General features: G+C 56.8%; 22 protein-coding genes. 15 read left to right on the forward strand and 7 right to left on the reverse strand.

Annotated elements, in window-relative coordinates; genetic code table 11:
- Positions 1–191: 191 nt before the first annotated feature.
- From argH to JUE30_RS08035, 3 genes are all read right to left on the reverse strand, one after another.
- Positions 192–1,577 (reverse strand): argininosuccinate lyase, encoded by a 1,386-nt coding sequence (gene argH, locus JUE30_RS08025; protein WP_203624408.1) that lies wholly within the window; start codon positions 1,575–1,577, stop codon positions 192–194.
- Entirely contained in the window at positions 1,577–2,797 is a 1,221-nt protein-coding gene (locus JUE30_RS08030) for an argininosuccinate synthase (protein ID WP_203624409.1), read from the reverse strand. The genes argH and JUE30_RS08030 overlap by 1 nt, the downstream gene beginning before the upstream one ends.
- A 94-nt stretch (positions 2,798–2,891) precedes the next feature.
- Positions 2,892–4,355 carry an ABC transporter substrate-binding protein/permease gene (locus JUE30_RS08035; protein ID WP_203624410.1) on the reverse strand — a complete coding sequence of 488 codons (1,464 nt, stop codon included), beginning with the start codon at positions 4,353–4,355 and terminating at the stop codon, positions 2,892–2,894.
- A 179-nt stretch (positions 4,356–4,534) separates the two neighbouring features.
- Here JUE30_RS08035 and yycF point away from each other — a divergent pair, with 179 nt between their 5' ends.
- The 10 genes from yycF to JUE30_RS08085 all read left to right on the forward strand — a co-directional run bounded on the left by yycF (position 4,535) and on the right by JUE30_RS08085 (position 17,009).
- On the forward strand, positions 4,535–5,245 hold the full coding sequence (yycF, locus tag JUE30_RS08040; protein WP_125756463.1) for a response regulator YycF: 711 nt from the start codon (positions 4,535–4,537) through the stop codon (positions 5,243–5,245).
- A gap of 272 nt (positions 5,246–5,517) precedes the next feature.
- Positions 5,518–7,422 carry a cell wall metabolism sensor histidine kinase WalK gene (gene walK, locus JUE30_RS08045; protein WP_203624411.1) on the forward strand — a complete coding sequence of 635 codons (1,905 nt, stop codon included), beginning with the start codon at positions 5,518–5,520 and terminating at the stop codon, positions 7,420–7,422.
- Positions 7,412–8,761, forward strand: coding sequence for a YycH family regulatory protein (locus JUE30_RS08050; protein WP_203624412.1), 1,350 nt, complete (start codon positions 7,412–7,414; stop codon positions 8,759–8,761). The genes walK and JUE30_RS08050 overlap by 11 nt, the downstream gene beginning before the upstream one ends.
- Before the next feature lie 14 nt (positions 8,762–8,775).
- Positions 8,776–9,576: a two-component system regulatory protein YycI gene (locus tag JUE30_RS08055; RefSeq protein WP_203624413.1), complete on the forward strand. Its 801-nt coding sequence runs from the start codon at positions 8,776–8,778 to the stop codon at positions 9,574–9,576.
- A 132-nt stretch (positions 9,577–9,708) separates the two neighbouring features.
- The gene (locus JUE30_RS08060; protein WP_374706431.1) at positions 9,709–10,506 is read left to right on the forward strand and encodes an MBL fold metallo-hydrolase; all 798 of its coding nucleotides are present in this window, start codon (positions 9,709–9,711) and stop codon (positions 10,504–10,506) included.
- A gap of 101 nt (positions 10,507–10,607) precedes the next feature.
- A complete protein-coding gene (locus JUE30_RS08065) occupies positions 10,608–11,942 on the forward strand; it encodes a S1C family serine protease (RefSeq protein WP_203624415.1) in 1,335 nt (444 codons plus the stop codon).
- A 584-nt stretch (positions 11,943–12,526) separates the two neighbouring features.
- Positions 12,527–12,931, forward strand: coding sequence for an iron-sulfur cluster biosynthesis family protein (locus JUE30_RS08070; protein WP_203624416.1), 405 nt, complete (start codon positions 12,527–12,529; stop codon positions 12,929–12,931).
- Between the two features lie 353 nt (positions 12,932–13,284).
- Complete coding sequence (locus JUE30_RS08075; protein ID WP_203624417.1) at positions 13,285–13,716, forward strand: Hsp20/alpha crystallin family protein; 432 nt, start codon at positions 13,285–13,287, stop codon at positions 13,714–13,716.
- Between the two features lie 208 nt (positions 13,717–13,924).
- Entirely contained in the window at positions 13,925–15,124 is a 1,200-nt protein-coding gene (locus JUE30_RS08080) for a hypothetical protein (RefSeq protein ID WP_239061387.1), read from the forward strand.
- A gap of 61 nt (positions 15,125–15,185) precedes the next feature.
- Positions 15,186–17,009 (forward strand): heavy metal translocating P-type ATPase, encoded by a 1,824-nt coding sequence (locus JUE30_RS08085; protein ID WP_203624418.1) that lies wholly within the window; start codon positions 15,186–15,188, stop codon positions 17,007–17,009.
- Between the two features lie 57 nt (positions 17,010–17,066).
- Here JUE30_RS08085 and JUE30_RS08090 read toward each other — a convergent pair whose 3' ends face one another.
- Positions 17,067–17,774 (reverse strand): GntR family transcriptional regulator, encoded by a 708-nt coding sequence (locus JUE30_RS08090; protein ID WP_203624419.1) that lies wholly within the window; start codon positions 17,772–17,774, stop codon positions 17,067–17,069.
- A 138-nt stretch (positions 17,775–17,912) separates the two neighbouring features.
- Here JUE30_RS08090 and JUE30_RS08095 point away from each other — a divergent pair, with 138 nt between their 5' ends.
- From JUE30_RS08095 to JUE30_RS08110, 4 genes are all read left to right on the forward strand, one after another.
- Positions 17,913–18,242, forward strand: coding sequence for a PTS sugar transporter subunit IIB (locus JUE30_RS08095; RefSeq protein ID WP_125755728.1), 330 nt, complete (start codon positions 17,913–17,915; stop codon positions 18,240–18,242).
- Between the two features lie 58 nt (positions 18,243–18,300).
- Positions 18,301–18,645, forward strand: a complete 345-nt coding sequence (locus JUE30_RS08100) for a PTS lactose/cellobiose transporter subunit IIA (protein WP_125755726.1) — start codon at positions 18,301–18,303, stop codon at positions 18,643–18,645.
- Positions 18,646–18,941: 296 nt separating this feature from the next.
- Positions 18,942–20,381 carry a 6-phospho-beta-glucosidase gene (locus JUE30_RS08105; protein WP_203624420.1) on the forward strand — a complete coding sequence of 480 codons (1,440 nt, stop codon included), beginning with the start codon at positions 18,942–18,944 and terminating at the stop codon, positions 20,379–20,381.
- A 142-nt stretch (positions 20,382–20,523) separates the two neighbouring features.
- Entirely contained in the window at positions 20,524–20,919 is a 396-nt protein-coding gene (locus JUE30_RS08110) for a DUF1093 domain-containing protein (protein WP_203624421.1), read from the forward strand.
- A 57-nt stretch (positions 20,920–20,976) separates the two neighbouring features.
- Here JUE30_RS08110 and treP read toward each other — a convergent pair whose 3' ends face one another.
- Positions 20,977–22,977 carry a PTS system trehalose-specific EIIBC component gene (treP, locus tag JUE30_RS08115; protein WP_203624422.1) on the reverse strand — a complete coding sequence of 667 codons (2,001 nt, stop codon included), beginning with the start codon at positions 22,975–22,977 and terminating at the stop codon, positions 20,977–20,979.
- 175 nt (positions 22,978–23,152) lie between these two features.
- The gene (locus JUE30_RS08120; protein WP_203624423.1) at positions 23,153–24,259 is read right to left on the reverse strand and encodes an SLC13 family permease; all 1,107 of its coding nucleotides are present in this window, start codon (positions 24,257–24,259) and stop codon (positions 23,153–23,155) included.
- Between the two features lie 325 nt (positions 24,260–24,584).
- On the opposite strand from JUE30_RS08120, the gene rlmH reads away from it, so the two are divergent.
- Positions 24,585–25,064, forward strand: coding sequence for a 23S rRNA (pseudouridine(1915)-N(3))-methyltransferase RlmH (rlmH, locus tag JUE30_RS08125; RefSeq protein WP_125755716.1), 480 nt, complete (start codon positions 24,585–24,587; stop codon positions 25,062–25,064).
- A gap of 67 nt (positions 25,065–25,131) precedes the next feature.
- On the opposite strand, the gene JUE30_RS08130 is transcribed toward rlmH, so the two are convergent.
- Positions 25,132–25,371, reverse strand: coding sequence for a hypothetical protein (locus tag JUE30_RS08130; protein ID WP_203624424.1), 240 nt, complete (start codon positions 25,369–25,371; stop codon positions 25,132–25,134).
- Positions 25,372–25,581 lie beyond the last annotated feature (210 nt).

A 25,581-nucleotide genomic window follows, 5' to 3' on the forward strand; every position in this document is an offset into this window, starting at 1 on the left:
CTCCATTTCTAATTTCTTTGGTCGGAGAGCAGACAAGGGACAGTGTAATGTCCTCTTTGTGTGCTCAGACATAAAAATGGTATATAAAAAGGAGTTTCGAGGCAAGATGCCTTTCAACTCCAAATATCGTAGCGCCAATAAAATGAGGACGCTGCGATTGTGCAGGGTCCTCATTTTATTACTCGGTTAGATCAATGGTGTGCCGCGATGATTTGCTTTGCGCGGGCCACTTCCTTCTTGACGTTCGTAACCGCCGTGCCGCCCAGACTAGTGCGACGCTCGACGGCTGCCTCAGAGGTCAGCTCCTGATAAACGTCTTCTTGAATCTGTGGCGCAGCGTCCTGTAGCTCTTTCAGCGGCATGTCCTGCAGGCTCTGGTGCGTTTCGATGCCGTGCAGGACCAGCTTGCCAACGATGCCGTGGGCGGTGCGGAACGGAACCCCTTTGGTCGCCAGGTAGTCCGCCAGTTCGGTGGCGTTGCTGAAGTCGCTCTTGGTCGCGTCGTGCATTTTTTCCTTGTGAACCTTCACGGATTCCAGCATGCCGGCGAAAATGTGCAGGGAGCCGAGAATCGTGTTGTAGGTGTCAAACACCGGCTCTTTATCCTCCTGCATGTCCTTGTTGTAAGCCAGCGGCAGGCTCTTCATCGTGGTGAGCAGGCCCATCAAGGCGCCATACACGCGACCGGTCTTGCCGCGAACCAGCTCGGCAAAGTCGGCGTTCTTCTTCTGCGGCATGATCGAGCTGCCGGTGGCGAAGGTGTCGTCCATTTCGATGTAGTTGAATTCGTATGTGCACCACAGGATCAGCTCTTCGGCCAGCCGGCTCAAGTGCTCCATTAGCATCGCGGCGTTGCTGAGAAATTCCAAGGCAAAATCGCGGTCGGAGACGGCGTCGAGGCTGTTGTGGTACACCTGATAGAACCCGAGCTCATCGGCCACGTACTCGCGGTCGATTGGGAAGGTGGTGCCAGCCAGCGCGGCGGCGCCCAGCGGCAGCATGTCCGTGTGCTTCTGGTTAAATTCGAAGCGCTCGTAGTCGCGCTGCAGCATCTCAAAGTACGCCAGCAGATAGTGCCCGTAAGTGATTGGCTGGGCGTGCTGCATGTGGGTGTAGCCCGGCATGATGGTGTCGGCATTTTCCTCGGCTTTTTCCACCAGCACCGTTTGCAGGTTGGTGATGGCTTCCTTGATTTCTGGCAGGCGGTTTTTCAGCCACAGGTGAAAATCGGTGGCCACCTGATCGTTGCGGGAGCGCGCAGTGTGCAGCTTGCCAGCAACTGGGCCGATCAGGTCGGTCAAAAGGCTTTCCATGTTCAGGTGGATGTCTTCGTTCTCGACGGTGAAGTGCAGCTTGCCGGCCTCGAGGCGCTGCATCAGGACGTTCAGACCGTCTTCGATGGTCTTGGCGTCCTTTGCCGGAATGATGTTTTGCTTGCCGAGCATTTTGACGTGGGCGATGGAGGCGGTCAGGTCTTCTTTAGCCATTTGCTGGTCAAAAGAAATCGACGCGCCGAACTTATCGACCCATTCGGCCGCCTTGGCGGTAAACCGGCCGCCCCAGAGCTTATCGGTCATTACTTATCCTCCGGTTTCTTTGAGTGCACGTGATTGACCTCTTCGTAAACGGTGGCCGGCAGGGTCCAGAGCTTGATGAAGCCGGCTGCGGCCTCTTGGTCGAAGGTATCGGCAGAGGTGTAGGTGGCGAGGTTCTCGTCGTACAGGGAGTTGGTGTCCGACTTGCGGGCTACTGGCACAGCCGAGCCCTTGTACAGCTTCATCTTGACGACGCCGTTGACGACCTTTTGGGTATCGTCAACGAAGGCCATCAAGCTGTCAAACAGTGGGGTGATCCACTTGGCTTCGTAGATCATGTTGGTCAGCTGCTGCTCGATCAGCGGCTTATAGTGGGCGACGTCGCGCTCCAGCGTGAGGTTTTCCATTTCGTGGTGGGCCGCCATGATGACGGCCGCGGCCGGCGCCTCGTAGACTTCGCGCGACTTGATACCGACCATGCGGTTTTCGATTTTGTCGATGCGGCCGATGCCGTTGGCGCCAGCCAGCTTATTCAGGGACTTGATGAGGTCTGAAAGCTTCATTTGCTTGCCATCGATGGCGACGGGGATGCCTTTTTCAAACGTCAGGTCGAGGAATGTCGGCTTGTCCGGGGCCTCTTCTGGGGAAACCGTCATGCCCCAGGCATCATCTGGTGCCTGGTTCCAAGGATTTTCCAAAATGCCGGCTTCATTGGCGCGGCCCCAAAGGTTGGCGTCGATCGAGTATGGGGACTTCTTGCCGATCGGCACCGGCACGTTGTGTTCCTTGGCGTAATCGATTTCTTCCTCGCGAGACCAGTGGAAGTCGCGGATCGGGTCTTCAATTTTTAGCTGCGGATCCAAGGCGTGGATGGCGGCTTCAAAACGGACCTGGTCGTTGCCCTTGCCGGTGGAGCCGTGGGCAATGGCAACGGCGCCGTGCTGGTGGGCGATCTCGACCAGGTGCTTGATGATCAGCGGCCGTGATAGGGCGGAAACCAGCGGGTAGTCGCCTTCATACAAGGCGTTGGCCTTGATGACCGGGGTCACGTACTCATCAGCAAACTCGTCTTGCGCGTCAATCGCGTAGCTCTCGATGGCGCCGACCTGTTTGGCCTTTTTCTGAATGAAGTCCATGTCCGCGTTCGGCTGGCCGACGTTCAAGCAGGCGGCGATCACGTCATAGCCCTTGTCCTGCAGCCACGGAATGGCTACGGAAGTATCCAAGCCGCCAGAATATGCCAACACGATTTTTTCAGTCATAAAAGAATTCCTCCTAAAAGTTTAGTACTCGCTTACATCATAACGCCCCGCGGCTGCCCGCGGGGCGCGTTTGACCATTTAGTTCCAGTTGAAGCTAGTTCATGCGGTGTTCGACGAAGCCCAGCGCCCGGCTGAGGATGAAGGTCATGGCGAAGTAGATCAAGGCCACAATCATGATTGGGAAGAACGGCTCAAACGACGCGCCCTGAACGGTGGTGCCTTCAAACATCAGCTCAGTGGCGCCGATAACGGACAGGACGGACGATTCCTTGATGTCAGTGACAAACTCGTTGCCGAGCGCCGGCCAGATGTTCTTGACGGCCTGCGGCAGGACGACGTAACGAGTGGTTTCCCCGTTGCTCAGACCCAGGCTGCGCGCAGCTTCGGTTTGACCAATCGGCACGGAGTTCAGGCCGGAGCGGATGATTTCGGCAACATACGCGCCGGAGTTGATGCCCATGGCGATCGCGCCGGAAACAAAGGCGGAGAGGTTCAGGCCGAGGACTTGCAGCCCGAAGAAGACGATGAAGGCCTGAACCATCAGCGGTGTGCCGCGAATGAATTCAACATAAACCACGGCGATGGCCTTGAGGATCCACAGGCTGGAGCGGCGCATCAAGGCGAGAATCGTGCCAAGGATGGTCCCGGCGATGACGGTCAGCAGCGCAAACAGTAAGGTGTAAAGGGCGCCTTTGATGAAGAAGCTGCTGTACTTGGACCAGAAGCTGTTGCTCTGGTTCTGCAGCTTGTAAGCTTGGCTCATCCAGCCGGCCCACAGGTGGTCTTTACGCACCTTGTTAATGGTGCCGTTGACCTGGTTGGTCATGGCTGTGTCCCCTTTTGGCAGGGCAACAACGGTCGGGGCTTTCCCAGTGGCGAACTTAGGATCGATGATCTTCAGGCTCGGGGTCTTTTCGACGTAAGCGCCGGCCACAATGTTGGACATGACGCCGGCGTCGATCTTGCCGTACTCAACCTGCGCGATGACGTCGTTGGCTTTTTCCAGCGGCACAATCTTGGCGCCTTGCAGTTCGGCCTTGGCGATTTGTTCCTGCGTGGACTGCTTTTGGGCCCCGACTTTTTTGCCGGAGAAGTCCGCGATGTTCTTGTACTTGGAAGCCTCGTCTTTCTTGACGACCATGATCTGCTTCTCTTCTGTGTAAGACTTGGAGAAGTTGACCTGCTTGGCGCGTTCAGGCGTGGCACTCATGCCGGAGATGACCATGTCGACTTTGCCGGTCTTCAGGGCGCCGATCAAGGCGTCAAAGCCCATTTCCTTGATCTGCAGCTTCACGCCCATATCTTTGGCAATCTGCTTGGCCAGGGAAATATCGGCGCCGACGATGGTATCCGAGCCATCAACGGTGGCGTGGAATTCCAGCGGTGCGTAGTCCGCGGACACGCCCAAAATGACGTAGCCGCGCTGCTTGATTTTTTGCACTGAAGTCGTGCCACTGCCCGCCGCAGCGACCGGCTGGGCGTTAGATGTGGTTAATGCGGTGCCGGCTACCAGCAGCGTCGCCAGCAGACCGATGACCCAACGATAAAGTTTATGCATAAGTGCCAACCCCTCAAACTTGAATTTTTAATGAATATATACCCATTTTAGGAAATATGCAAGCAAAATTGAGAAATATGCAAAATATATTCAACGGGCAATCAGTCTGCCCCGCTTTTGCCCCCTCTCTTCGAAACCGTTATAATGTAGGTAACACGTATACGTTATGGAGGCCAATTATGGCAAAAAAGATCCTAGTGGTCGACGACGAAAAGCCGATCCTGGACATCGTCAAATTCAATCTGAATAAGGAAGGTTACGACGTCGTCACTGCAGAAGACGGTGAAGAAGCGCTGACCAAGGTGAGCGAGGAAAATCCCGACCTCATCATCCTCGATTTGATGCTGCCGAAGATCGACGGGCTGGAAGTGGCGCGCCAGGTGCGCAAGGACCACGACACCCCAATCATCATGCTGACGGCGAAGGACTCCGAAATCGACAAGGTCCTCGGGCTGGAAATGGGCGCGGATGATTACGTCACAAAGCCGTTTTCCAACCGCGAGCTGGTGGCCCGGGTCAAGGCCAACCTGCGCCGCTCCGGCACGCCGGTGCAAGCCGAGGCGCAGGAGCCGGAGAATCAGGAGCTGACCGTCGGCGACCTGACGATTCATCCGGATGCTTACACCGTCACGAAGCGCGGCGAAAAAATCGAGCTGACGCACCGGGAGTTCGAGCTGCTCCATTACTTGGCGCAGCACCTGGGTCAGGTGATGACGCGCGAGCACTTGCTGCAAACAGTTTGGGGCTATGATTACTTCGGCGACGTTCGGACCGTTGATGTGACGGTCCGCCGGCTGCGCGAAAAAATCGAAGACAACCCGTCCCATCCGGAGTGGCTGGTCACGCGGCGCGGCGTTGGGTATTATCTGAAGAACCCGAATGAGGAGTAGGCGTGCAAAGCATATAGCGCTGCGGCGTAATCGTGCTCGGAGCGGCAGCTAACGCATGTCAGCCTGTAACTCGCTTTGCGAGACAGGCTGATCAACGCTCGAGCATCGGGCTAAACCCGCCGCTCCTCGCAACTTGCGTAATCGTGCTCGGCACGACAACGCCCGAGCATCTAGCTACGCTCAGAGCCTCGCCGCAAAGAGCGGCGGCAATGCTCTGAGCTAGGCTAGCTGTCGGGCTAAGACCGTCGTGCCTCACAACTTGGAGATTTACATTGAACAAGAAGATTCGTTTTTTTCAATCGATCAACTTTAAGATCGCGCTGGTGTTTATTCTGCTGCTTTTGGTGACGGTGGAGATCATTGGCGCGTATTTTGTGCGGTCCTTGGAACAACAGAACGTCGATACGTTTAAGACTGCGATCAACCTTGATCCCTATCTGCAGGATAAGGTCGCCACGGATCTGATGAAGTCAGATACCTCAGCCGCCGACGATTCCCTCAAGTCAACGATTTCTCAGGCTGATGTCGCCAACACTGCGACGATTGTGGTCGTCGATGCCAAGGGGACGGTGCGCGCCAATTCCAACATTAATTCCCAAAACGATGTCGGCACCAAGTCCGCCAATAACAGCATTAAAAACGTCCTGTATAGCGGTCAACTGTTCGAAGGCTACGAGTACAGCGATTCGTCCGGGTCGATGTACACCAAGATTATTCCTATCAAAAATCCTAACGCGACCGGGGACGGCAATGCGGTGATTGGCGCGGTGGCCATCACGGCCTCGATGGAGACGGTGTACAACAACATCAATCAAATCGTCCGCATTTTCCTGATTGCCAGCCTGGTCGCCGGCCTTCTCGGGGTGATTATCTCCATTGTCATCTCCCGCGCTATCACGCGGCCCATCGACGAAATGAAAAAGCAGGCCATTCGTATGGCTCGTGGCGACTATTCCGGCCAGGTCCGGATTTACGGGCAGGACGAGCTGGGCCAGCTGGCCGTTGCGGTCAACAACTTGAGTGTCCGGGTCGAAGAAGCCCAGGAAGCCAGCGAGGCCGAGCGGCGGCGGTTGGATTCCGTTTTGGCCCACATGACTGATGGCGTCATCGCCACGGATCGCCGCGGCAATGTCATCATTATCAACGAAACCGCGCTGGAATTTTTGGCGACCAAAAATGAAGACGTGATCGGCGTGTCGATCCTCCGCCTGCTGAACATCGAAAAGGACTACACGCTGCGGGACCTCCTGGAAAACCAGAAGGAGCTGCTCCTGGACTTCACCGAACAGCTCAATCACGAGCTGATCTTGCGCGTCGACTTCAGCCTAATTCAGCGCGAAACCGGGTTCATCTCCGGGATCGTGGCCGTGCTGCACGATGTCACCGAGCAGCAGAAAAACGAACGGGAGCGCCGCGAGTTCGTGTCTAACGTTTCGCACGAACTGCGCACACCGCTGACCTCGATGCGTTCGTACATTGAAGCACTGAACGAAGGGGCCTGGAAGGATCCCAAAATTGCGCCGCAGTTTCTCAAGGTCACCCAAGAGGAAACCGACCGCATGATCCGCATGATCAACGACCTGCTGTCGCTATCACGGATGGATTCCGGCACAGCCAAAATCGAAAAGGAAACCGTCAACCTGAATGAGTTCTTCAACTACATTCTGGACCGCTTTGACATGATGCTGAAAACCGACAACGAATCCGCCGGTGCCGACAATAATCAGGTTGAGCCGCTGAAGACCACGCCGCATAAGCACTACACGCTACGCCGCGAAATTACCAAGCGCGATCTGTGGGTCGACATCGATCAGGACAAGTTTATGCAGGTGATCGACAACATTATGAATAACGCGATCAAGTACAGCCCGGATGGCGGCGTGATCACGGCACGCCTGCTTGAAACGCACAACCACGTGATTTTGTCGATTCAGGACCAGGGCCTGGGCATTCCGCGCCAGGACATCAACAAGGTCTTCGATCGCTTCTACCGGGTCGATAAAGCCCGTTCGCGCAAGCAAGGCGGCACGGGCCTAGGCCTGGCGATTTCCAAGGAAGTTGTCGAGGCGCTGGGCGGCCGCATCTGGGTCGATTCCCAGGAGGGCAAGGGCAGCACGTTCTACATTTCGCTGCCGTATCAGCCGCTTGATGAGGGAGGCGATTGGGATGAAGCTTAGTGGCTTGATTTTACGGGTCTCACTGACCGCCATGGTGCTGCTCAGTCTCGTGTTCTCGGCGCTGATCTGGCGCAATCCGTCTCGGTTGGGCCGCACCGACACTTCTAGTGCGCTGAAAACCACGCAGACCGCGTCAGCCAATCAGCAGGCGGCCTACCTGTTTGTCCCCACGACCGCCTACTATCAAGCAGGCAGTCAGAAGGTGCAGCTGATGCAGGCCGACCAGTCGGCGACCGGCCAGATTCACCGGACGATTCGGCCGTGGCAGATTAAAAAAGTCAGCAGCTCCGTTCAGCTCAGCACCAGCGCATTTTCGGCGCTGTTGACGCAGGATCAGACGCTGCAGATGACGTTCAGCGCCCCGGTGACCTTTGGCGTGTTCAACGCGCACTATTTTAACCAGCCGCTGAAGAATCCGCCTGCCTTTCAGTTTGACCGGCTGATCATCGATCTGAAAAAGAGTAAGCCCAAACTGACGCTGGTGGATGACGCCACGCGCATGAGCCGTACCGCGACCCTCGCCAAAAGCCCGACCACCAAGTTGCGCGCTTACCTCAACAAGGCCCAATCCAGTGGGCTGCCGGTGGTGGAGAAACGCCTAAACGGGAAGCTGATTCCGTACTATGCGCAACCGGTGGCGCTGAGTCCCTACGCCTTCTTACTGGATCAGCAAACCGCTAACCACTTTGTGTCGCTGCTGATGCCGGCCAATTCCGCCACGGCGGTCGACAGCCGAGAGATTGGCAACGAATCGATATACACGCTTGGGGATACGCGCATGACTCTGAACAGCTCGTCCAGTGTGATGCAGTACGAGGACCCGGGCAAGATTACCAAGAGTAAAAGTCTGGGCACGGCCTTGACCAAAGGAGAGGCGGCCATTTCGCAGCTGAATCTGCAGGGCATCACCTCGATGCATTACTTCAGCTACGATAAGGGCAGTCGCACCGTGAGCTTCCGGTCATATGCTCAGGGGCTGCCAATTTTCAACAGCCTGGATAACGGGCTGGTGCAAACGGTCAGCAGCGAAAGTGGTTTAACCACGACCTTCTCGCTGAACAATCTGACTGTGGCCATCCCAACCGCGCAGGCGTCCAAGACTCTGCCGACCACGCAGGACGTTTTGAATCAGCTGGCCACCGCCGGCTACGCGCAATCGACCATTCAAGACATTCGCCTGGGTTACTACTGGCGGCCGCAAAGCGCAAGCTCGCAGGTCGTGGACCTGACGCCGACGTACTTCGTTGAGCTCAATGGGCAGTACAAGCGCTACACCGAGTGGTTGACTCCGCAAACTGCGGAAAACCAGAACCAATCCGCCGCGCAGGCAATTCGCTAGAAAGGAGCAGGCTTATGGATTTTCGCCGCATCGAAATGATTTTTCTCTTCGTCTTCATCGCGCTGAATGTCTTCCTGGGGATCAGCTTCTTTCAAAGTCAGCAGGTCGATCTGGCAACGGACGCCGCCGGCACGACCGCGATTCTGGCAGACATCAAGCGCGATGACATCAAGCTGCCTAAGCTGAGCACCAGCACCGAGCGCGGCGCTTATCTGGCCAACACGACCCCGTCGCCGCTGCGCCAGGATGCCAGCCGCGTCAAGGGTCAGGAGCTGCACTTCAGCGACGTGAACGGCACCACGCTGACAGCGACTTTAGCCACTGCGCTGAACGTCAAGACCGACGCGGCGGCGCGGCTGCAGCGGTGGGTCGCGCGCGCTGACAACGTCGCGCATGGCAGCGCCTATGTTTACCAGAAAGACCTGTCCACCGCCACCAGCTACGTGTTCGCGCAAAAAATCAGTGGCCACCTGGTCAATGATCCGCACGCGCAGTTGACCCTTCACGTGAGCGACGGGCGCTTGACCGGGTACACGCAGACCTACCTGCCGAACCTGATCACCCTGCGCCAGGACGTCAACTTGTGCTCGGCCCAGGACGCGGTCACCACGCTGTACCGCGAAAACGAGATTACCAGCAACTCGAAGGTACTCTGGACGCGTCTGTCATACACCTACCTGCTGAACGCCAAGGGCAGCATCGTGTACGTGCCGGCCTGGTCGGTGGGCATCGAAAGTCAGGGCTCCAAGAACTTGACCGTGAAAAAAGTGAACGCCATCAATAAAACGGTGCTGAAAACACGCACCGAAGAATAACGCAAACCGCGGTGGGGTGGGGCAGCTCATCACCACCGTTTTTTGGTGGGCGAGCCCGCTCAGTTTAGCGCGGGTTGTTCGTATGGTACAATAGCCGCGAAAAGAGTGAGCAGAGTGACAGAAGATTTTGGCATGCGTGTGTCCGTTTTGGCCTCCAGCAGTTCGGGCAACGCAACTTACATTGAAACGCCTCAGCATCACGTGCTGATGGACGCCGGCCTGTCCGGCAAGAAGCTGAATGAGCTGCTGCACAGCATCGGCCGCGACCTCAAGGACATCGATTCGGTGTTTATTTCGCATGAGCACACCGACCACTGCCGCGGCGTGGGCGTGTTGGCCCGCAAGTACCCTAACTTGACGGTGTACGCTAACGCTCCAACGATTGCGGCGCTGCCGAAAAGCGTCGGCGTGCTGCCGCAGGATCAGATCCGCGTGTTTGACGAAGGGACCCAGCTCGATTTGGGCGACCTGGACGTTGAAAGCTTCGGGGTCTCCCATGATGCCGCGCAGGCGCAGTTCTACCAGTTCCAGCACGACGGCAAGCGCTTCGCCATCGTGACGGATACCGGGTACGTGTCCGACCGCGTCGAAGGCACGATCAGAGACGCTGACGCCTACGTGATGGAAACCAACCACGATTTGGAAATGCTGCGCGAGGGTCCTTATCCGTGGCCGCTGAAGCAGCGGATCTTGGGCGATTTTGGGCATTTGAGCAACGAGGACGGGGCCAACGCGATTATGGATGTGATCGGGCTGAAAACCAAGCGCGTCTACTTGGGGCACCTGTCGCCGCACAATAACATGAAGCCGCTGGCGCATGTGACCGTGGTCAACCTGCTGAAGGCGCAGGGCTTAGCTGTTGGGCATGACTTTCAGGTGCTCGACACCGATCCCGCCGTGGCCGATCCCTTATTTACCGTCGGAGCCTGAGCTTAAGGCGGATCATCGCCGAAAAAGCCCAGGCTTTTTCATACTTTCGTCAAACCAATCCCGTACACTGGTTTATGTAGAAAAAGAGAGGAAGGGTCATTATGGATAACCAATCACATCACTTTTCCGAAGAAAATCAGCAGCAGACCCCGCAGCCGCCAAAGCGGCGGTCGGGGATCAAGCAGCTTGCGCTGGTGGCGGTCGTGGCGGCCGTCGTCGGTGGTGGCGTGGGCGGCGGTGTCGCATACGGCATCATGAGCAGCAATCCAACCAACTCGGTCAACGAGGCCGTCAGCGAAGGCAAGCCCGGGACCACCAAGGTCTCTAACGTCAGCGTGAACGAAAGCAGCGCCAGTTCGTCGGCCTTCGCGAAGGTCAAAGGCGCCGTGGTTTCAGTTGTGAACATGCAAAAGACGCAGTCGACCTCCAGTGGCCTAGATGCCTTCGGTGACCTGTTCGGCGACTCCGGCAGCGATTCGAGCTCGTCAAGCTCAGACAGCGGCAAGCTCGAGGACGCCAGCGAAGGGTCCGGGGTCATTTATGAGAAAAAGGACGGCAAGGCTTACATTGTCACCAACAACCACGTGGTTGAGGGCTCAGACGCCTTGGAGGTCATTTTGGCTGACGGGTCTAAGGTCACCGCAAAACTAGTCGGCACCGATGAGGATTCTGACCTCGCCGTGCTGTCGATCGATGGCAGCAAGGTCGATACCGTGGCCAGTTTCGGTGATTCCAGCGCGATCAAGGCCGGGCAAACGGTCCTTGCCATTGGCTCGCCGCTGGGCTCCCAGTATGCGACCTCGGTCACGCAAGGGATCATCTCCGCCACCAGCCGCACCGTTGACGTCAGCGACGAGCAAACCGGCCAAGTGACCGGTCAGGCGACCGTCATTCAAACCGACGCCGCGATCAACTCGGGGAACTCCGGCGGCCCGCTCATCAACCTGAACGGCCAGGTCATTGGGATCAACTCGATGAAGCTGTCAGGCACCAGCAACTCGAACGCCACCATCGAAGGGATGGGCTTCTCCATTCCAAGCAACGAGGTCGTGTCCATCATCAATCAGCTGGTGGCCAACGGTAAAGTGGTTCGGCCGGCACTGGGCATCGAGGCGCGGGATCTTTCCAGCGTTTCGGCCAGCCAGCAGTCCAGTCTGCTGAAGGTGCCTGCCAGTGTGACCAACGGGGTCGTAGTGGCCGGCTTCACGTCGACCAGTATCGCCAAAAAGGCGGGGCTCAAGCAGTACGACGTGATCGTCGCCGTTGACGGCAACGCGGTGGACAGCGTCGCGACCCTGCACACCCAGCTTTACAAGCACGCGATCGGCGACACCATTTCCCTGACCTACTACCGCGGCAGCGACAAGAAGACAGTCAACGTCAAGCTGTCACAAACCACGGATCAGCTGGATGGCACCACCGGGAACGCGAAATAACTGAATTAGGGTGAGATCAGCCGCGCAGTGATGCGCGGTTTTTTGATGCGTTATTTTCGGCAATTTCCGGCAGTTGGACACCCAATGGCCAGGATTGTTCGGGTGAGGGTTGTCAAGTGTGAATTCGCCTTGAGGATAATCACACCCCTTGCCTGTGGATAACTCTGTGGATAGTGTTTATAACTCACTTTTCAGCCCGTGCACAGGCTTATCCACAGGGGGTCAAAAGCCGGTGGATAAACTTTTTTCTTTGTGAACCAAACGCGTGTACGGGCGATGAGGACGCGATTTTGGACGCCTCACTTTGTGAAATGCCGATGTTCAAAACCGTGGATAACTCCCGGCCAAAAATAAAGTGCTTGATTTTTCCGGGCACGAAATCTGGTATCAAAAAATGTTCTGAACACCAGCGCTAGGGTTGATCAAGGGGGTGATGTGGATAACTGCTGGGGATAGTTGGTGTAAGCCTGTGTGTGAAAGCAGCAATCACTAGTATTTGGTTAGTTATAATTGACAGGACGTGAACAAGCCGGTATGATGAAGACATAATAGTTGTGTTCAATCTAGTTGAAAGGGTGACCGATATGGAAATTACCATTACAGAGGCAGCAAAGGAATACTTGAACCACAAGCTCGTGCCGGGCGACCGTCTGTTCTTGGCGCTTGACGACGGCTCCAGCAAATACTCTAAGCTCGGCGGGACCTGTGCGATCGGCAACAAGTTTCAGTTGGTGATTGCGGACACCCCGGATCCAGACTATGCCGAGCCGCTGGCCAGCAATACGAAGTTAAACCTGACCACTGGGCCGCTTGAGCTGTCCTACCTCGGCCACGGCCTTGCGCTGGATTATCACAGCGGCATGCTGAACCTGCATGACGACTCCGGCGTGCTGGACGGCGCCGTCACGATCGACTTCGCCCAGCCGCTCCCGGCCGACGAACAGGCCCGCCGTGAGGAAATGAAGGCGCTCGGTGCAAAAGTTTGTTAACCCGGGCTGCGACAATGGCCGGTTTTAGCGGAGGACAACCGCAGCCAGCCATTCCCGCGTTGGCCAGCTGAGCGCGCCTACGCCTTGCCTAGCCCAACGCTTTTCTCACTTTATCTAATCTAACAAACAGTACAGCCCCAACGGTTCTGCTGGATCGTTGGGATTTTTTTCGAAAAAAGTTAGCACTCTGTTGACAAGAGTGCTAAGCCGTGGCATAATACTTTATGTAAACAAGGTAAGAAGCTAAAGCCCCGATCGACAGGCGAGCAGGTGTGAGCCGGACGGTTGCCAGGGCGGCTGCTTTCCCTGTTTGAACTAACCCAACAGACAATTATGAAAGGAAGTTTTGCATCATGGCTAATGAGATTATGAATCGTGACAACTGGTTGACGGATCCGTTCTTCGATGATCTGGGCGCGCGTTTCTTCGATCGTTTCATGCCTAGCGACACGAGCCGGGTGCTCAAGACTGACATTCAAGAAACCGACAAGAGTTATGTTGCCAAGGTCGATGTCCCGGGGATCGACAAGCAGGACATTCACCTGAATTATCAAGACAATGTGCTGAATATTTCCGTCAACAAGAAGGAAGTTAATGATCACGCCGATAACAAGGGCAACGTCCTGATGAGCGAGCGCAGCTACGGCGCCATGAGCCGCAGCTACCGCCTGCCGAACGTGGATGAGTCGAACATCAAGGCGCAATACGACAAGGGGGTTCTGACCATCACCTTGCCAAAACTGACCGAGCAGGAACAAGACCCTCACCAAATCGATATTGACTAATTAACCGCCTCTAACTGAATTACCGCCTCTATAGGAAACGGGTTGCCTCCGGGCAGCCCGTTTTTTTGGTGCCGCCGTTCAGCCATGGTAAATTGAGTTGAGCAAGAGGCGAAAAGCCCGGCTCACAGGCGATTTTTAAAGGTCTTGCCCAGCGTTTGCCGGCGCGTTACGGTATGATGATGGAAGAGGATACGGGGGAGAGACAGTCATGAAAGAAAAAAGCGAACTCAAGGTCACGGTGCCGGCTGGCGTCTATGCGCAGCTGCGCGGGGACTTGGAGACGCCCATGCAACTGACTATTAAAAATGATCGCATCGTGATCCAGCCGGCCCCAGCGGACCGCCTCCGGTCAGGGCGGCTGGCCTTTATCTGGCCGCTGTTGGTCAGCCTGGTGTCAACGGTGGCGATTTTTCTCTACTGGCTGCACATCGGGGTGCACGTGATCCCGATGACCGGGGATGTGTCGATCGCCAGTTTCACCATCGGTTTTGGGGTCGTGGGCGGCATCGCACTGTTTGCCGGCTTCTTTGTGCAGTCGCGCAACGATCCGGATAACCGGTTCTCCAAAGCCGTGTACTGGCGGAACTTCCCGGTGATCTTGCTGGCGTTTGCCATTATTTTGGGCATGGCCCTGCTGGGCACCTTTTGGGTGCTGGGCACGCTGTTTCCGGGGGCGACCTTTGATCCCTTCACGGCGGTGCTGCAGGTGCTGGTCTTTCTGATCTTGGCGAATGTGTTCATGGTGCAGATGGCGCTGCGGATCAACGCGGCTACGCTGTCCAGCCTGCTGACCATCGTGATCGTGTCGGGGGCGGTCATCTCGATGGCCTCAAACGGCAGCCGGCAGTGGTGGCAGCACAACCTGAGTTTTCTGGGCACTAAGCTGGCCTCAAACGCCTGGCAGTTCAACCTCACGCTGGTGATGACCGCGCTGGTGATGATCAGCCTGATCGACTACCTATTCGTGCAGTTGAACGCGCAGCACCGCAAGTCCTGGCGGCTGACGACGCTGCGGGCGTTGTTGACGCTGGCGGCGATCGATCTGGGCTGCATCGGGGTGTTCCCGAACAACGCGCAGTTTCACGTGCTGCATGACGAGATCGCGGGGATGCTGGTCACCATCATCTTGATTATCATCATCGGCTTGCGGTGGCTGTTGCCGGAGGTCTCCAAGGAATTTCTGTGGGCGTCGTACGCTATCGGGGTGGTCGAGTTTTTGATGAACATGGGCTTTCGAGTCTTCGGTTACCCGAGCCTGACCGCCTTTGAGATTCAAGGCTTCGCGATCGGCTTCGCCTGGCTGCTCTTTTTATTCAACCGGCTTCAGGCGCTGATCGCTGAGGGGACGGTCGCCTGGCCGATCGTCATTGAGTGTGAGCCAGACAAAGAAAATTCCCCGCGCAACTAACTGGACTTTCTTAATTAGAATGATTATAATTAAGCCTAGATAAAACAAGGGAGTGAGCGCGTTGAGAAATTATCGGCGGCTGTGGGCGGTGTTAACGGTCGGGATCGTGGCGTTGATCTTGGAGTTCGGGCTGCATCAGCCGACCTGGGCGCAGATCGTGATCACGGTCATTGGGGCGGCCATTGCCCTGTTGATGCTGTGGGACATGATTAAGACGCTGCGCAGCGGGTCGTTTGGCGTGGACCTGCTTGCCATCACGGCGGTGGTGGCGACGCTGGCCGTGAGCGAGTACTGGGCGGCGCTGATCGTCCTGTTGATGCTGACAGGCGGTGACGCGCTGGAGGACTTCGCGGCCACCAAGGCCAACTCCGACCTCAAGCAGCTGCTCGACAACACCCCAACCACGGCGCACCGGCTGGTGGCCGGTAAGCAGGAAGACATTTCGGTTGATGACGTCAACGTGGATGACATCGTGCTGGTCAAGCCGCAGGAGGTCGTGCCCGTCGACGGGGTTGTCACCGAAGGCAGCAGCATGGTCGACGAGGCCAGCTTGACCGGTGAATCCAAGCCCGTTGAAAAAAATCCCAAGGACGAGCTGATGAGCGGGACGGTCAACGGCGACAGCGCCCTGACCGTGCGCGTCACCAAGCGTGCCGAAGACAGCCAGTACCAGGGGATCGTGCAGCTGGTCAAGGAATCCGAAGCCCGGCCGGCGCATTTTGTCCGCATGGCCGACCGCTACGCCTTGCCGTTCACGCTGCTGGCGTATGTGATTGCCGGGGTAGCCTGGGCCGTCACCGGCAACCCGCTGCGCTTTGCCGAGGTGCTGGTCGTCGCGAGCCCTTGTCCGCTGATTTTGGCGGCGCCGGTCGCAATGGTGTCGGGGATGAGCCGCACCAGCCGCGCCGGGATTATTGTGAAGTCCGGGACGGCGCTCGAGAAGCTGTCTTCCGCTAAGACCGTGGCGTTTGATAAAACCGGGACGATCACGCAAGGCGTGCTCGCTGTCGATCAGGTGCAAGCACAGCCGGGCTTCGACCAAGCGCAGCTTCTGAAGCTGGCCGCCAGTGCGGAGCAGCAGTCGACGCACATTCTGGCGCGTTCTTTAGTCAGCGAAGTCGGCAGTGGCAAACTTTTGGCCGCCACCGCCGCCGAGGAAGTCACCGCAGAAGGGGTCCAGGCCACCGTTGACGGCAAGCTGGTCAAGGTCGGCAAGCCGAGCTTTGCCGGCACAGACGCCAGCGTCGATAGCACAGCGGTATACGTCAGCGTCGACGGCCAGTTTGCTGGCGTCATCACGTTCACTGACCGCATCCGGCCGGAAGCCAAGCAGACCCTCAGCGCCTTGCACGAACTCGGCGTTGAAAACACCATGATGATCTCCGGCGATAATCAGGCCATTGCGGATGATGTCGCGCAGCAGGTCGGGGTGGATAAAGTGTTTGCCGAGCAGCTGCCGGCAGACAAGATCAAGGTGCTGGATAACACGCCGAAAAACGCGCGGCCAGTCGTCATGGTCGGCGACGGGGTCAACGATGCGCCTTCGCTAGCGGTCGCCGATGTCGGCATCGCCATGGGCGCACACGGCGCCACAGCTGCCAGCGAAAGCGCCGATGCGGTCATCCTGCGCGACGACCTGACCAAGGTCGCCTGCGCGGTGATCATTTCGCAAGATACCATGCGCATCGCCAAGGAAGCCGTTTGGATCGGCATCGGGATCTGTACCGGCCTGATGCTGATTGCGGCGTTTGGGGTGATCCCGGTGATTATCGGCGCGATGCTGCAGGAAGTCGTCGACACCATCACCATTTTGTACGCGCTGCGGGCCCGCTCCGGGCGGCGCAACGCCGATATGTACGAGCCGGCCAAACCGGCCAAGGCATAACAAAACGCCGCTGCGAAAAAAGTTTTGCGGCGGCGTTTTTGCGTTTTCAAGCGGCAGCTAATTGCTGCTGAGGTGCGCGGAGTGGAAGTAAAAGTCCAGCCCCGGGTAGCTGTACACGGTCTGGGAGAAATTGAAGACCACGTTGTTATGCGTGTAATTGATCTGTGCCAGCGTCAGCAGGGAAGTGCCGGCGGCCAGGTTCATCAAGTCGGCCTTGTCGGGGCCCAGCGTGGTCAAAGACAGGAAATCGTCGGAGGATTCAGGATCGATGTCGTAAGTCTCCTTGATGAAGTCAAAAATCGAGTCATCCAGGGCGTCAGTCGAGATGAATGGAATCTGATCGCGCAGGTAGTACGCCTCTTCCAAACAGTACAGCACTGAGTTGAAGTAACGCAGGCGAATGATGCGCCACAGCTCGGTGTCGTCCTTGACCTTCATCGTTTGCGCCAGCGGGATCTCGCTGGCCTGCACGCGGTCAAAGGTGACGACCTTGGAGGTCAGCGGGCCGCGCTTGGCCAGCGACTTGCCGGCGCCAATCGAGAGGTTGATCGTCATCGAGCCCTGCAGCTGCACGTTGTTGATGTAGTAGCCGGAGCCCTGGATGCGGCGCAGCAACCCATGCTGGTAAACCACATCGATGGCGCGCCTGATCGTGTTGCGGCTGACCCCGTACTGCTTCATCAGCTCCTGCTCAGTCGGCAATTTGGTTTGATACTCTCCGGCCTGGATCGCCTGGAGCAGTTTTTCCGCGATTTCGTGATACATGAGTTGCCCCTCCCAACAAATTTTAAGTCATGGGACTTGTTTATTTCGTACCCACGTATTATTATAGCATTGTAGCAATGAAAGCGGTTAAACTTCTAGCCGCAAAATTTTATTCTCACACAAAGGGGAGTTTTAATTATGGCTGACAAGAAAACGATTATGTTGGTATGCTCTGCTGGTATGTCCACCAGCCTGCTGGTTTCTAAGATGCAAAAGGCCGCAACGGCCGAGGGTGTTGAAGCGGACATTTTTGCAACCGCTGCCTCCGATGCTGACAACGCACTGGCAACCAAGAACCCAGACATTTTAATGCTCGGGCCTCAGGTTCGTTACCTGCTGGGTCAGTTCCAAAGCAAGGTTGACGGCAAGCTGCCGGTTGAAGTCATCAACATGCAGGACTACGGCATGATGAACGGCGAAAAGGTGCTCAAAGAAGCCCTGTCATCAATCGAAAAGGCCGGCAAGTAAGCTGCGGTAAACCGCAACCGCTTTCTAGACTAATTGACACGGATGATTGGAGAATACAATGGCTGAAGAAGAACAAGATCAGAACATGGATGCGATCATGGGTCTCATTTTGAACGGCGGGAATGCAAAGAGTTCCGCGTTCGAAGCGATCCAGGCAGCGAAGAAGGGCGATTTTGAAACCGCCGATGCAAAACTCAAGGAAGCGGATGGCTTCTTGGTGGATGCGCACAACTCACAGACCAAGATGCTGACCGCCGAAGCAAACGGCGAGCACGCCAAGGTCACGCTGCTGATGGTCCACTCACAGGACCACTTGATGACCAGCATCACATTCCGCGATCTTGCGGGCGAAATTGTCGACCTATACAAGCGCCTAGACGGCAAACAGGTCGAGGACAAGTAATCTTTACATTGCAAGCGGCTGGAACAGCGATGTTCCGGCTTTTTTTGCAAGGTGCAAGGTGCGCAGGGTTCGCGAACTTAGCGGGATGGGTAGCCTAGCTCAGGGCATTGAAGCCGTACTTTGGCTTCGAGGCCCTGAGCGTAGCTAGCCACTCCCGCGTTGCGAACCCGGAGCCCAGTTAGGCAAGGTGCGCATGGTTCGCGCACTTAGCTGCGAACCCGGAGCCCGATTACAAGGTGCCCCGATTTCATGCACTTAGTTCCAATTACAGATAAAACGTGAGGAGTTTCAGACCAATGACAAAAGGATACAAAATGCCAAAAGACTTCCTGTGGGGCGGCGCGATTGCGGCGCACCAGGCGGAAGGCGGCTGGCAAGAAGGCGGCAAGGGACTGAGCATTGCCGACACCATGCGGGCCGGAGAAAACGGCGTACCGCGCATAGAGGATGACAAAGTCCTAGATGGCCAGATTTACCCGAACCACTGGGGTGTTGAGTTTTACTCGCACTACAAGGAAGACATCAAGCTGTTTGCCGAAATGGGGATGACGGCGTTTCGGACGTCCATCGCCTGGACCCGGATCTACCCGAACGGCGACGAGGCCGTGCCGAATGAGGCCGGTCTGAAGTTTTACGACGACCTGTTTGCCGAGCTCCACAAGTACAACATTGAGCCCATCGTGACCCTGTCGCACTTTGAAATGCCGCTGCACCTGGTCAAGGCCTATGGCGGTTTTGGCAGCCGCAAGGTCGTCGACTGCTTCACCAAGTTTGCCGAGACCTGCTTCCGCCGCTACCACAACCAGGTTAAGTACTGGATGACCTTCAACGAGATCAACAACCAGACGTCCTGGCGCGATCCGCACCCGCTGCTGCAAAACTCCGGCCTGATCTTGGGCAAGGACGACAACTGGGAAGAGAAAATGTTCCAGGCAGCGCACCTCGAATTTGTCGCTTCGGCGCAGGCCGTGCAAATCGGCCACGCAATCGACCCGAGTTTGCAGATCGGCGACATGATCGCCTTCAACCCGATTTATCCGCTGACCGCGCGGCCGGAAGATGTGATGTACTGCCAGCGCGCGATGAATTACCGCTACTACTTCGGCGACGTCATGGCGCTGGGTGAGTACCCGGCTTGGCTCAAGAAGTACTGGGCGAAAAAGGGTTACGACATTGGCATCACGCCGGCGGACGAGGCCATCATCAAGGCCGGCACTGCGGACTTTGTGGGCTTTTCCTACTACAACTCCGCCGTGGTCAAGTACAGCGACGACAATCCGGACATGGACTTCGACGAAGCCAAAAACGACACGAAGAACCCCTACGTGCCGCGCTCCGATTGGGGCTGGCAGATCGATCCGATCGGCCTGCGCTACAGTCTGAACTGGATGACGGCACGCTGGCACAAGCCGATGATGATCGTCGAAAACGGCTTTGGTGCCTTCGATAAGGTCGAAGCTGACGGCAGCGTTCATGACGACTACCGCATCAAGTACCTGGCCGACCATCTGCTGCAGGCGGAAAAGGCTGTCGCCGAAGACGGCGTCGACCTGCTCGGCTACTGCCCGTGGAGCGCCATCGATATCGTTTCCGCCTCCACTGGTGAAATGAAGAAGCGTTATGGCTTCATCTACGTCGATGCCGACGATCAGGGCCACGGCACGTGGAAACGCAGCCGCAAGGACTCCTTTAACTGGTACAAGCAGGTCATCGCAAGCAGCGGCGAGGATCTGTAAGCACTAAAATGCACGCCACTCGGTCATTGAGCGGCGTGCATTTGCGTTAAAATCATTCTCAGGCCTCTTTCAAACTCGACCTCAAGCCCTATGAGCCGACGCGCTTCACCCGGTAAACTATTGGGTGGAAGGGGCGAGTCAAATGAAGCGGGTCTGGTGTAACGTTTGCGGGTTGGGACTGATCATTGCGGTCGTGCTGTTTGGCTTGCCGCTATTTACCCGCAATCAGCCCACTGAGGCGGCGGGGATGCTTGACCGGTATAATCCCGTCGTCCCGGAAGAAACGGTGTACGTGGCCACTGGCGGCTGCTCTGTCGAGTGGGTCGCCAACCGCCACGGCGGCCGCGACTATCGCTACCGCCTGCAAAGCTACTCGCGCATGGGGACTGCCCGCCAGGTGCTGCTGCAAGTGACGGACGCGCCGCTGACGCCACACGCCTATCTGGCCGTTCGCACCAAAGGCCAAACCGTGCTTTCCTGGCACCGGGTCAAGGCCAGCGCGCTCCCCAGCGCTGCCCGCAGAAAACTAGCGCAGTGACCGCAAAAAACGCCCGAATCAAAATTTGATCCGGGCGTTTGCTGTAGGTACGATTAGTTAAAGCGCAGGCGCCACCGCACTGCCGGTCGCTTTTTCCGGCATCTCGGCGGTTTTGGCTGCGGCAATCTCGTCGCCCATCTGGTGGGCGCCAGTGGCCAGCAGCTTGAACTCATCGAGGCGGTCGGAGTTGGTGATTACCACGATGACTTCCGCCGAGTGGCCAGCGGCTTTGACGGCGGCGATGTCCATGACCGCCAAGGTGACGCTTGGGTCGACCGCGTCGCCGGGCTGCACGTGGACCGTGAACGGGGCGCCTTTCAGCGCAACCGTATCCAGGCCCATGTGGACCAGCACCTCGAGCCCATTTTGCATCCGAATGCCGATCGCATGCTTGGTGTCGAATACTGAAGTCACAGTGCCGACGACCGGTGAGTTGATGTGGCCGTCCTGAGGATCAACGGCGAACCCTTCGCCCATCATGTTCTGGGCGAAAACTTGATCTGGCACAGCGGCCAGTGGCATCACCTGCCCGGTGGTCGGGGCATAAAGGTAGTCGAACTGGATCGATTCGGCGTCCATTGCCAGCGGCTGGGCCGCCGGGGCTTCGTCTTCGTCGATGATTGCGCCGGTTGCTTCATCCACGGCTTCGATCTTGTTCAGCGCTGGCACCTTGCGCAGGACGAAGGTGAGCACAAATGGTACGGCTACGGCGATCACCATGCCGATGGCGAAGACGCCGATGAACTGACCGACAATCGACAGGATCCCTGGCAGGCCGCCGACTCCGATCGAGTAGGCGCGCACGCCCATGATGGTGACGAACATGCCGGCAATGCCTGAGCCGATAATGGCCGCGATGAACGGGTAAACGTACTTCAAGTTGATTCCGAACATCGCCGGCTCCGTCACACCCAGGTAGGCCGAGATGGTGGCCGGCACCGAAATGCCTTCCTCTTGCTTATTGCCACGGTGGGCAATCGCCACGGCCAGTGTCGCAGAGCCTTGCGCAATGTTGGACAGGGCGATCATTGGCCAGAGGTTGGTCGAGCCGTAAGTGGAAATGAGCTGGGCGTCGATCGCCAGGGTGGTGTGGTGCAGCCCGGTGATCACGACCGGCGCATACAGCAGCCCGAAGGCCAGGCCGAACAGCCAGCTGAAGTTGCTGGTCAAACCGGCGTTGACGATGGCGGAAAGGCCATCACCGACCCACCAGCCGAAGGGTCCGAGGACCACATGGGCGACCAGGATCGTCGGCAGCAAAGAGAAGAACGGCACGAAGATCATCGAGATCGCCTGTGGGATGTGCTTGCGGAAGAAGCGTTCCAGGTAGACCAGCATGAAGCCGGCCAGCATCGCGGGGATGACCTGCGCCTGGTAGCCGATCATGTTCACCTGCGCGAAGCCGAAGTCCCAAAACGGGATCTTGCTGGCGGCCGTGCTGCTCACAGCGTAGGCGTTGAGCAGCTGCGGCGAAACCAGCGTGATCCCGAGGACGATCCCCAGAATCTGGGTCGTGCCCATTTTGCGGGTGATCGACCAGGTGATCCCGACCGGCAGGAAGTGGAAGATTGCTTCACCCGGCAGCCACAGGAAGGCGTTCACGCCCGCCCAGAACTGCGACTGTTCAACGATCGTCGCGCCGCCGAACTGGACGCCTTCGAGAATGTTGCGGAAGCCGAGAATCAACCCGCCGACGATGATGGCCGGCAGCAGCGGCGTGAAGATTTCGGCCAGCGTCGCGACGGCGCGCTGGATCACATTTTGGTGCGTCTTGGCAGCGGCTTTCGTCGCTTCCTTGCTGGCGCCGCTCAGGCCAGAAACAGTGGTGAAGTCGTGGTAGAAGTCAGGGACTTCATTGCCAATGATCACCTGAAACTGCCCGGCGTTGGTGAACATGCCGCGCACGGCGCCGATTTTTTCAATCGCGGCCTTGTTTGCCTTGGCGTCGTCTTTCAGAACGAACCGCATGCGCGTGGCGCAGTGCATGAACGACGTGATATTGTCAGCACCGCCGAGGGCCGTGAGAAGCTGCCTGGCGTCGGACTCATATTTACCCATAATAGCCTCCTTGAATGAAATATTGATAACCTAGGTTAATTTTAGCTTATCGTAGTGGAGTCAAATGAGGCAACTAATAAGGGTAGCGGCGAGATTAAAGGACAATAGTTATCGCCATGTCCTTTAACCGCAGACAAAAAAATAGCGCCGCGAACGGCGACGACGCAGCGATCCCTTAATAAACGAAATCCAAGATGAGCCAGCCCATGCCGGCGAGCACGATTAGGCCGATCACGTTGAACACGAGGAAGCCAATCAGGAATTTGCCGGCGTGATGATTGCCCCAGGTGGCGTATTCTTTGTAGACCAGCAGGTTGCACATCGAGCCGACGACAGAGCCCAGGCCGCCGATGTTCGAGCCCAGAAACAGCGCGGCGGCGTAGTTGGTGAATTTACCGATCAAAACCGTCGACGGGACATTGGAAATCAGCTGGCTGGTCAGAATCGAGGTCAGGAAAACGGAGTGCGCGGAGCTGACCAGCCCCGAGATCAGGTCGACCACCCAAGGCATCTGCTGCAGGACGGACACGATGACGAAGAAGCCGGCGAAGGTCAAGACAATCGCGTAGTCGACTTTCTTCATGATCTGTTTGTTGTACAGCACCGCCAGCAAGATCGCGGCGATGGCGCCGACATAGGAGGGGATGACTTTGAGCACCCCGGCGAAGATGAATAGCGCCACGATGGCCGTGATCACGGTTGGCCGAGTCTGGATGTGAATGTCCTGAAACCCGACTGCCGGCAGGGGAATCTTTTTAACGAAAACAGTGAAGCCGAGCAGCAGGATAATCGAGGCGATCAAGAGCGGGATCGACCAGCTGAAGAACTGGCCGATGCCAATGGTGTAGTGGCTCATCAGAAAAATGTTGTGGGTGTTCCCAAACGGGGTGAAGGCACTGCCGAAGTTCGCCGCCATGCCGATCAGCGTGACCGGCAGGATCTCGGGCAGCTTGTATTTCTTGGCGATTTCAAGGTACAGCGGAATGAGGGTGATCACCGTGACGTCGTTGGTGAGAAACATGGCGGCGACGATGGCGAGCCCCAAAAACATCAGCAGCAGCTGGCGTGAATCAGCAGCCAGGCTGGTCAGCCGGTAGGCAAAATAATCAAGGACATGCAGGTACTCGAAGATCTGGATGACAGTCATCATCCCGAGAATCGACCAGAGCGTATCGAAGCTGATGTCTTCAAGCTTCGGTCTGGCCGCGAACAAGCTCAGCACTACTAGGAACGCGGTGATCTGCAGCACCCGGTCCTTTGCAATGTTTTTGATTACAGTCATAAGTTTACACACTCCAAAAATGACTCAACGCTTCTATTCTGCGCTTATTTCGCAGGTCGTACAACGGGCGCTGTGTAAAACTCATGTAAATAGCGAACATTGAAAAAATGGGTGGTGAAGGTTAAATACGTGTAAGAAACGGCAACAAAAAGCTGAAAAACCGGCATTTAGATTTTTCATACCATGAATGGTCGGCCTGAATTATGTCATGGGTGGTGTGTAAAAAGCATCAAATAAATCGTTACATTGTCCTTGCTTGATGAACACAGCGCGCCGTTTTGAGGCGAGCGGATTTCGGGTATACTGGGCCTGAGAGGTGAAGCGGATGAACATCAAAGTGATAGGGGTTGGCAAGCTCAAGGAGAAGTACTTCAAGGACGGCATCGCCGAATACCGCAAGCGGCTGGATAAGTTCGCCAAGGTGCAGATCGTCGAAGTCGCCGACGAAAAAGCCCCGGAGTCGCTGTCCGAAGCTGAGATGGCGCATGTCAAAGAAGTTGAAGGCGAGCGCATCCTGGCCAAAATCAAGGACAAGGAGTGGGTCATCGCGCTGGCCATTGAAGGCAAGCAGCGGGCCAGTGAGGTCTTCGCTAAGGAGCTTGAGGACTTGGGCACGTACGGCCATTCCGATATCACCTTCGTCATTGGCGGTTCTTTGGGCCTGTCGCCGGCCGTGATGAAGCGCGCCAATGACACCCTGAGCTTCGGCAAGCTGACCATGCCGCACCAGCTGATGCGACTGGTGCTCATGGAGCAGATCTACCGAGCGTTCATGATCCAGATTGGGAGCCCGTACCACAAGTGATGGCCGCCTTTTTGACCAGTGGCGGCGCGGCAATGAGCTGCGCTGCTGCTGTTGGTTTGGCCGGCAGTTATTTCTTTTCACTGCCGTCGGGGTTTTCTTCGATCGTAATCATCTTATGGGTCTTGTTGTCGTAAACGCGTCGGATCGAGCCGGTTGCATGCCGCCACTTGAGCTGTTTGCCGTTCTTGTCATAGATGACGGTTTCGGACTCGGCCCGATGCGCTGGGCGCAGTTGGTGAACCGAGAACCCGGCGATGCCAATGACGCAAATGCTGCTGATAATTGCGGCTGTTAGTCGTTTTTTCATGTCTTTTCCTCCATCGTTTAATGGGTGCCGTCCATCCAATCAGCGTATCAGGACAGCAGTAAAATCCAGTGGGTGGGCGGTAATGATTCGCTGAGAAGGCTGGTGTGGATTGCTCAGGCAGTTATCACGGTGGCCTAAGATTTTTATTGGGGAACATGACACATGAGCGGTGAGCCTTGTAATCTCTGCCGTAACCGCTTACCATTTATT

This window comes from Lacticaseibacillus sp. 866-1, from assembly GCF_016861825.1.
GTDB lineage: Bacteria > Bacillota > Bacilli > Lactobacillales > Lactobacillaceae > Lacticaseibacillus.

Excerpts from the sequence above, each read along its gene's own strand:
- JUE30_RS08065 (WP_203624415.1), top strand. The coding sequence starts at position 10,608 with ATGGATAACCAATCACATCACTTTTCCGAAGAAAATCAGCAGCAGACC.
- JUE30_RS08075 (WP_203624417.1), top strand. The coding sequence starts at position 13,285 with ATGGCTAATGAGATTATGAATCGTGACAACTGGTTGACGGATCCGTTC.
- JUE30_RS08090 (WP_203624419.1), bottom strand. The coding sequence starts at position 17,774 with ATGTATCACGAAATCGCGGAAAAACTGCTCCAGGCGATCCAGGCCGGA.
- argH (WP_203624408.1), bottom strand. The coding sequence starts at position 1,577 with ATGACCGATAAGCTCTGGGGCGGCCGGTTTACCGCCAAGGCGGCCGAA.
- JUE30_RS08130 (WP_203624424.1), bottom strand. The coding sequence starts at position 25,371 with ATGAAAAAACGACTAACAGCCGCAATTATCAGCAGCATTTGCGTCATT.
- JUE30_RS08080 (WP_239061387.1), top strand. The coding sequence starts at position 13,925 with ATGAAAGAAAAAAGCGAACTCAAGGTCACGGTGCCGGCTGGCGTCTAT.
- JUE30_RS08095 (WP_125755728.1), top strand. The coding sequence starts at position 17,913 with ATGGCTGACAAGAAAACGATTATGTTGGTATGCTCTGCTGGTATGTCC.
- treP (WP_203624422.1), bottom strand. The coding sequence starts at position 22,977 with ATGGGTAAATATGAGTCCGACGCCAGGCAGCTTCTCACGGCCCTCGGC.
- JUE30_RS08035 (WP_203624410.1), bottom strand. The coding sequence starts at position 4,355 with ATGCATAAACTTTATCGTTGGGTCATCGGTCTGCTGGCGACGCTGCTG.
- JUE30_RS08120 (WP_203624423.1), bottom strand. The coding sequence starts at position 24,259 with ATGACTGTAATCAAAAACATTGCAAAGGACCGGGTGCTGCAGATCACC.
- JUE30_RS08105 (WP_203624420.1), top strand. The coding sequence starts at position 18,942 with ATGACAAAAGGATACAAAATGCCAAAAGACTTCCTGTGGGGCGGCGCG.
- yycF (WP_125756463.1), top strand. The coding sequence starts at position 4,535 with ATGGCAAAAAAGATCCTAGTGGTCGACGACGAAAAGCCGATCCTGGAC.
- JUE30_RS08100 (WP_125755726.1), top strand. The coding sequence starts at position 18,301 with ATGGCTGAAGAAGAACAAGATCAGAACATGGATGCGATCATGGGTCTC.
- JUE30_RS08055 (WP_203624413.1), top strand. The coding sequence starts at position 8,776 with ATGGATTTTCGCCGCATCGAAATGATTTTTCTCTTCGTCTTCATCGCG.
- JUE30_RS08060 (WP_374706431.1), top strand. The coding sequence starts at position 9,709 with ATGCGTGTGTCCGTTTTGGCCTCCAGCAGTTCGGGCAACGCAACTTAC.
- JUE30_RS08110 (WP_203624421.1), top strand. The coding sequence starts at position 20,524 with ATGAAGCGGGTCTGGTGTAACGTTTGCGGGTTGGGACTGATCATTGCG.
- rlmH (WP_125755716.1), top strand. The coding sequence starts at position 24,585 with ATGAACATCAAAGTGATAGGGGTTGGCAAGCTCAAGGAGAAGTACTTC.
- JUE30_RS08070 (WP_203624416.1), top strand. The coding sequence starts at position 12,527 with ATGGAAATTACCATTACAGAGGCAGCAAAGGAATACTTGAACCACAAG.
- JUE30_RS08030 (WP_203624409.1), bottom strand. The coding sequence starts at position 2,797 with ATGACTGAAAAAATCGTGTTGGCATATTCTGGCGGCTTGGATACTTCC.
- JUE30_RS08050 (WP_203624412.1), top strand. The coding sequence starts at position 7,412 with ATGAAGCTTAGTGGCTTGATTTTACGGGTCTCACTGACCGCCATGGTG.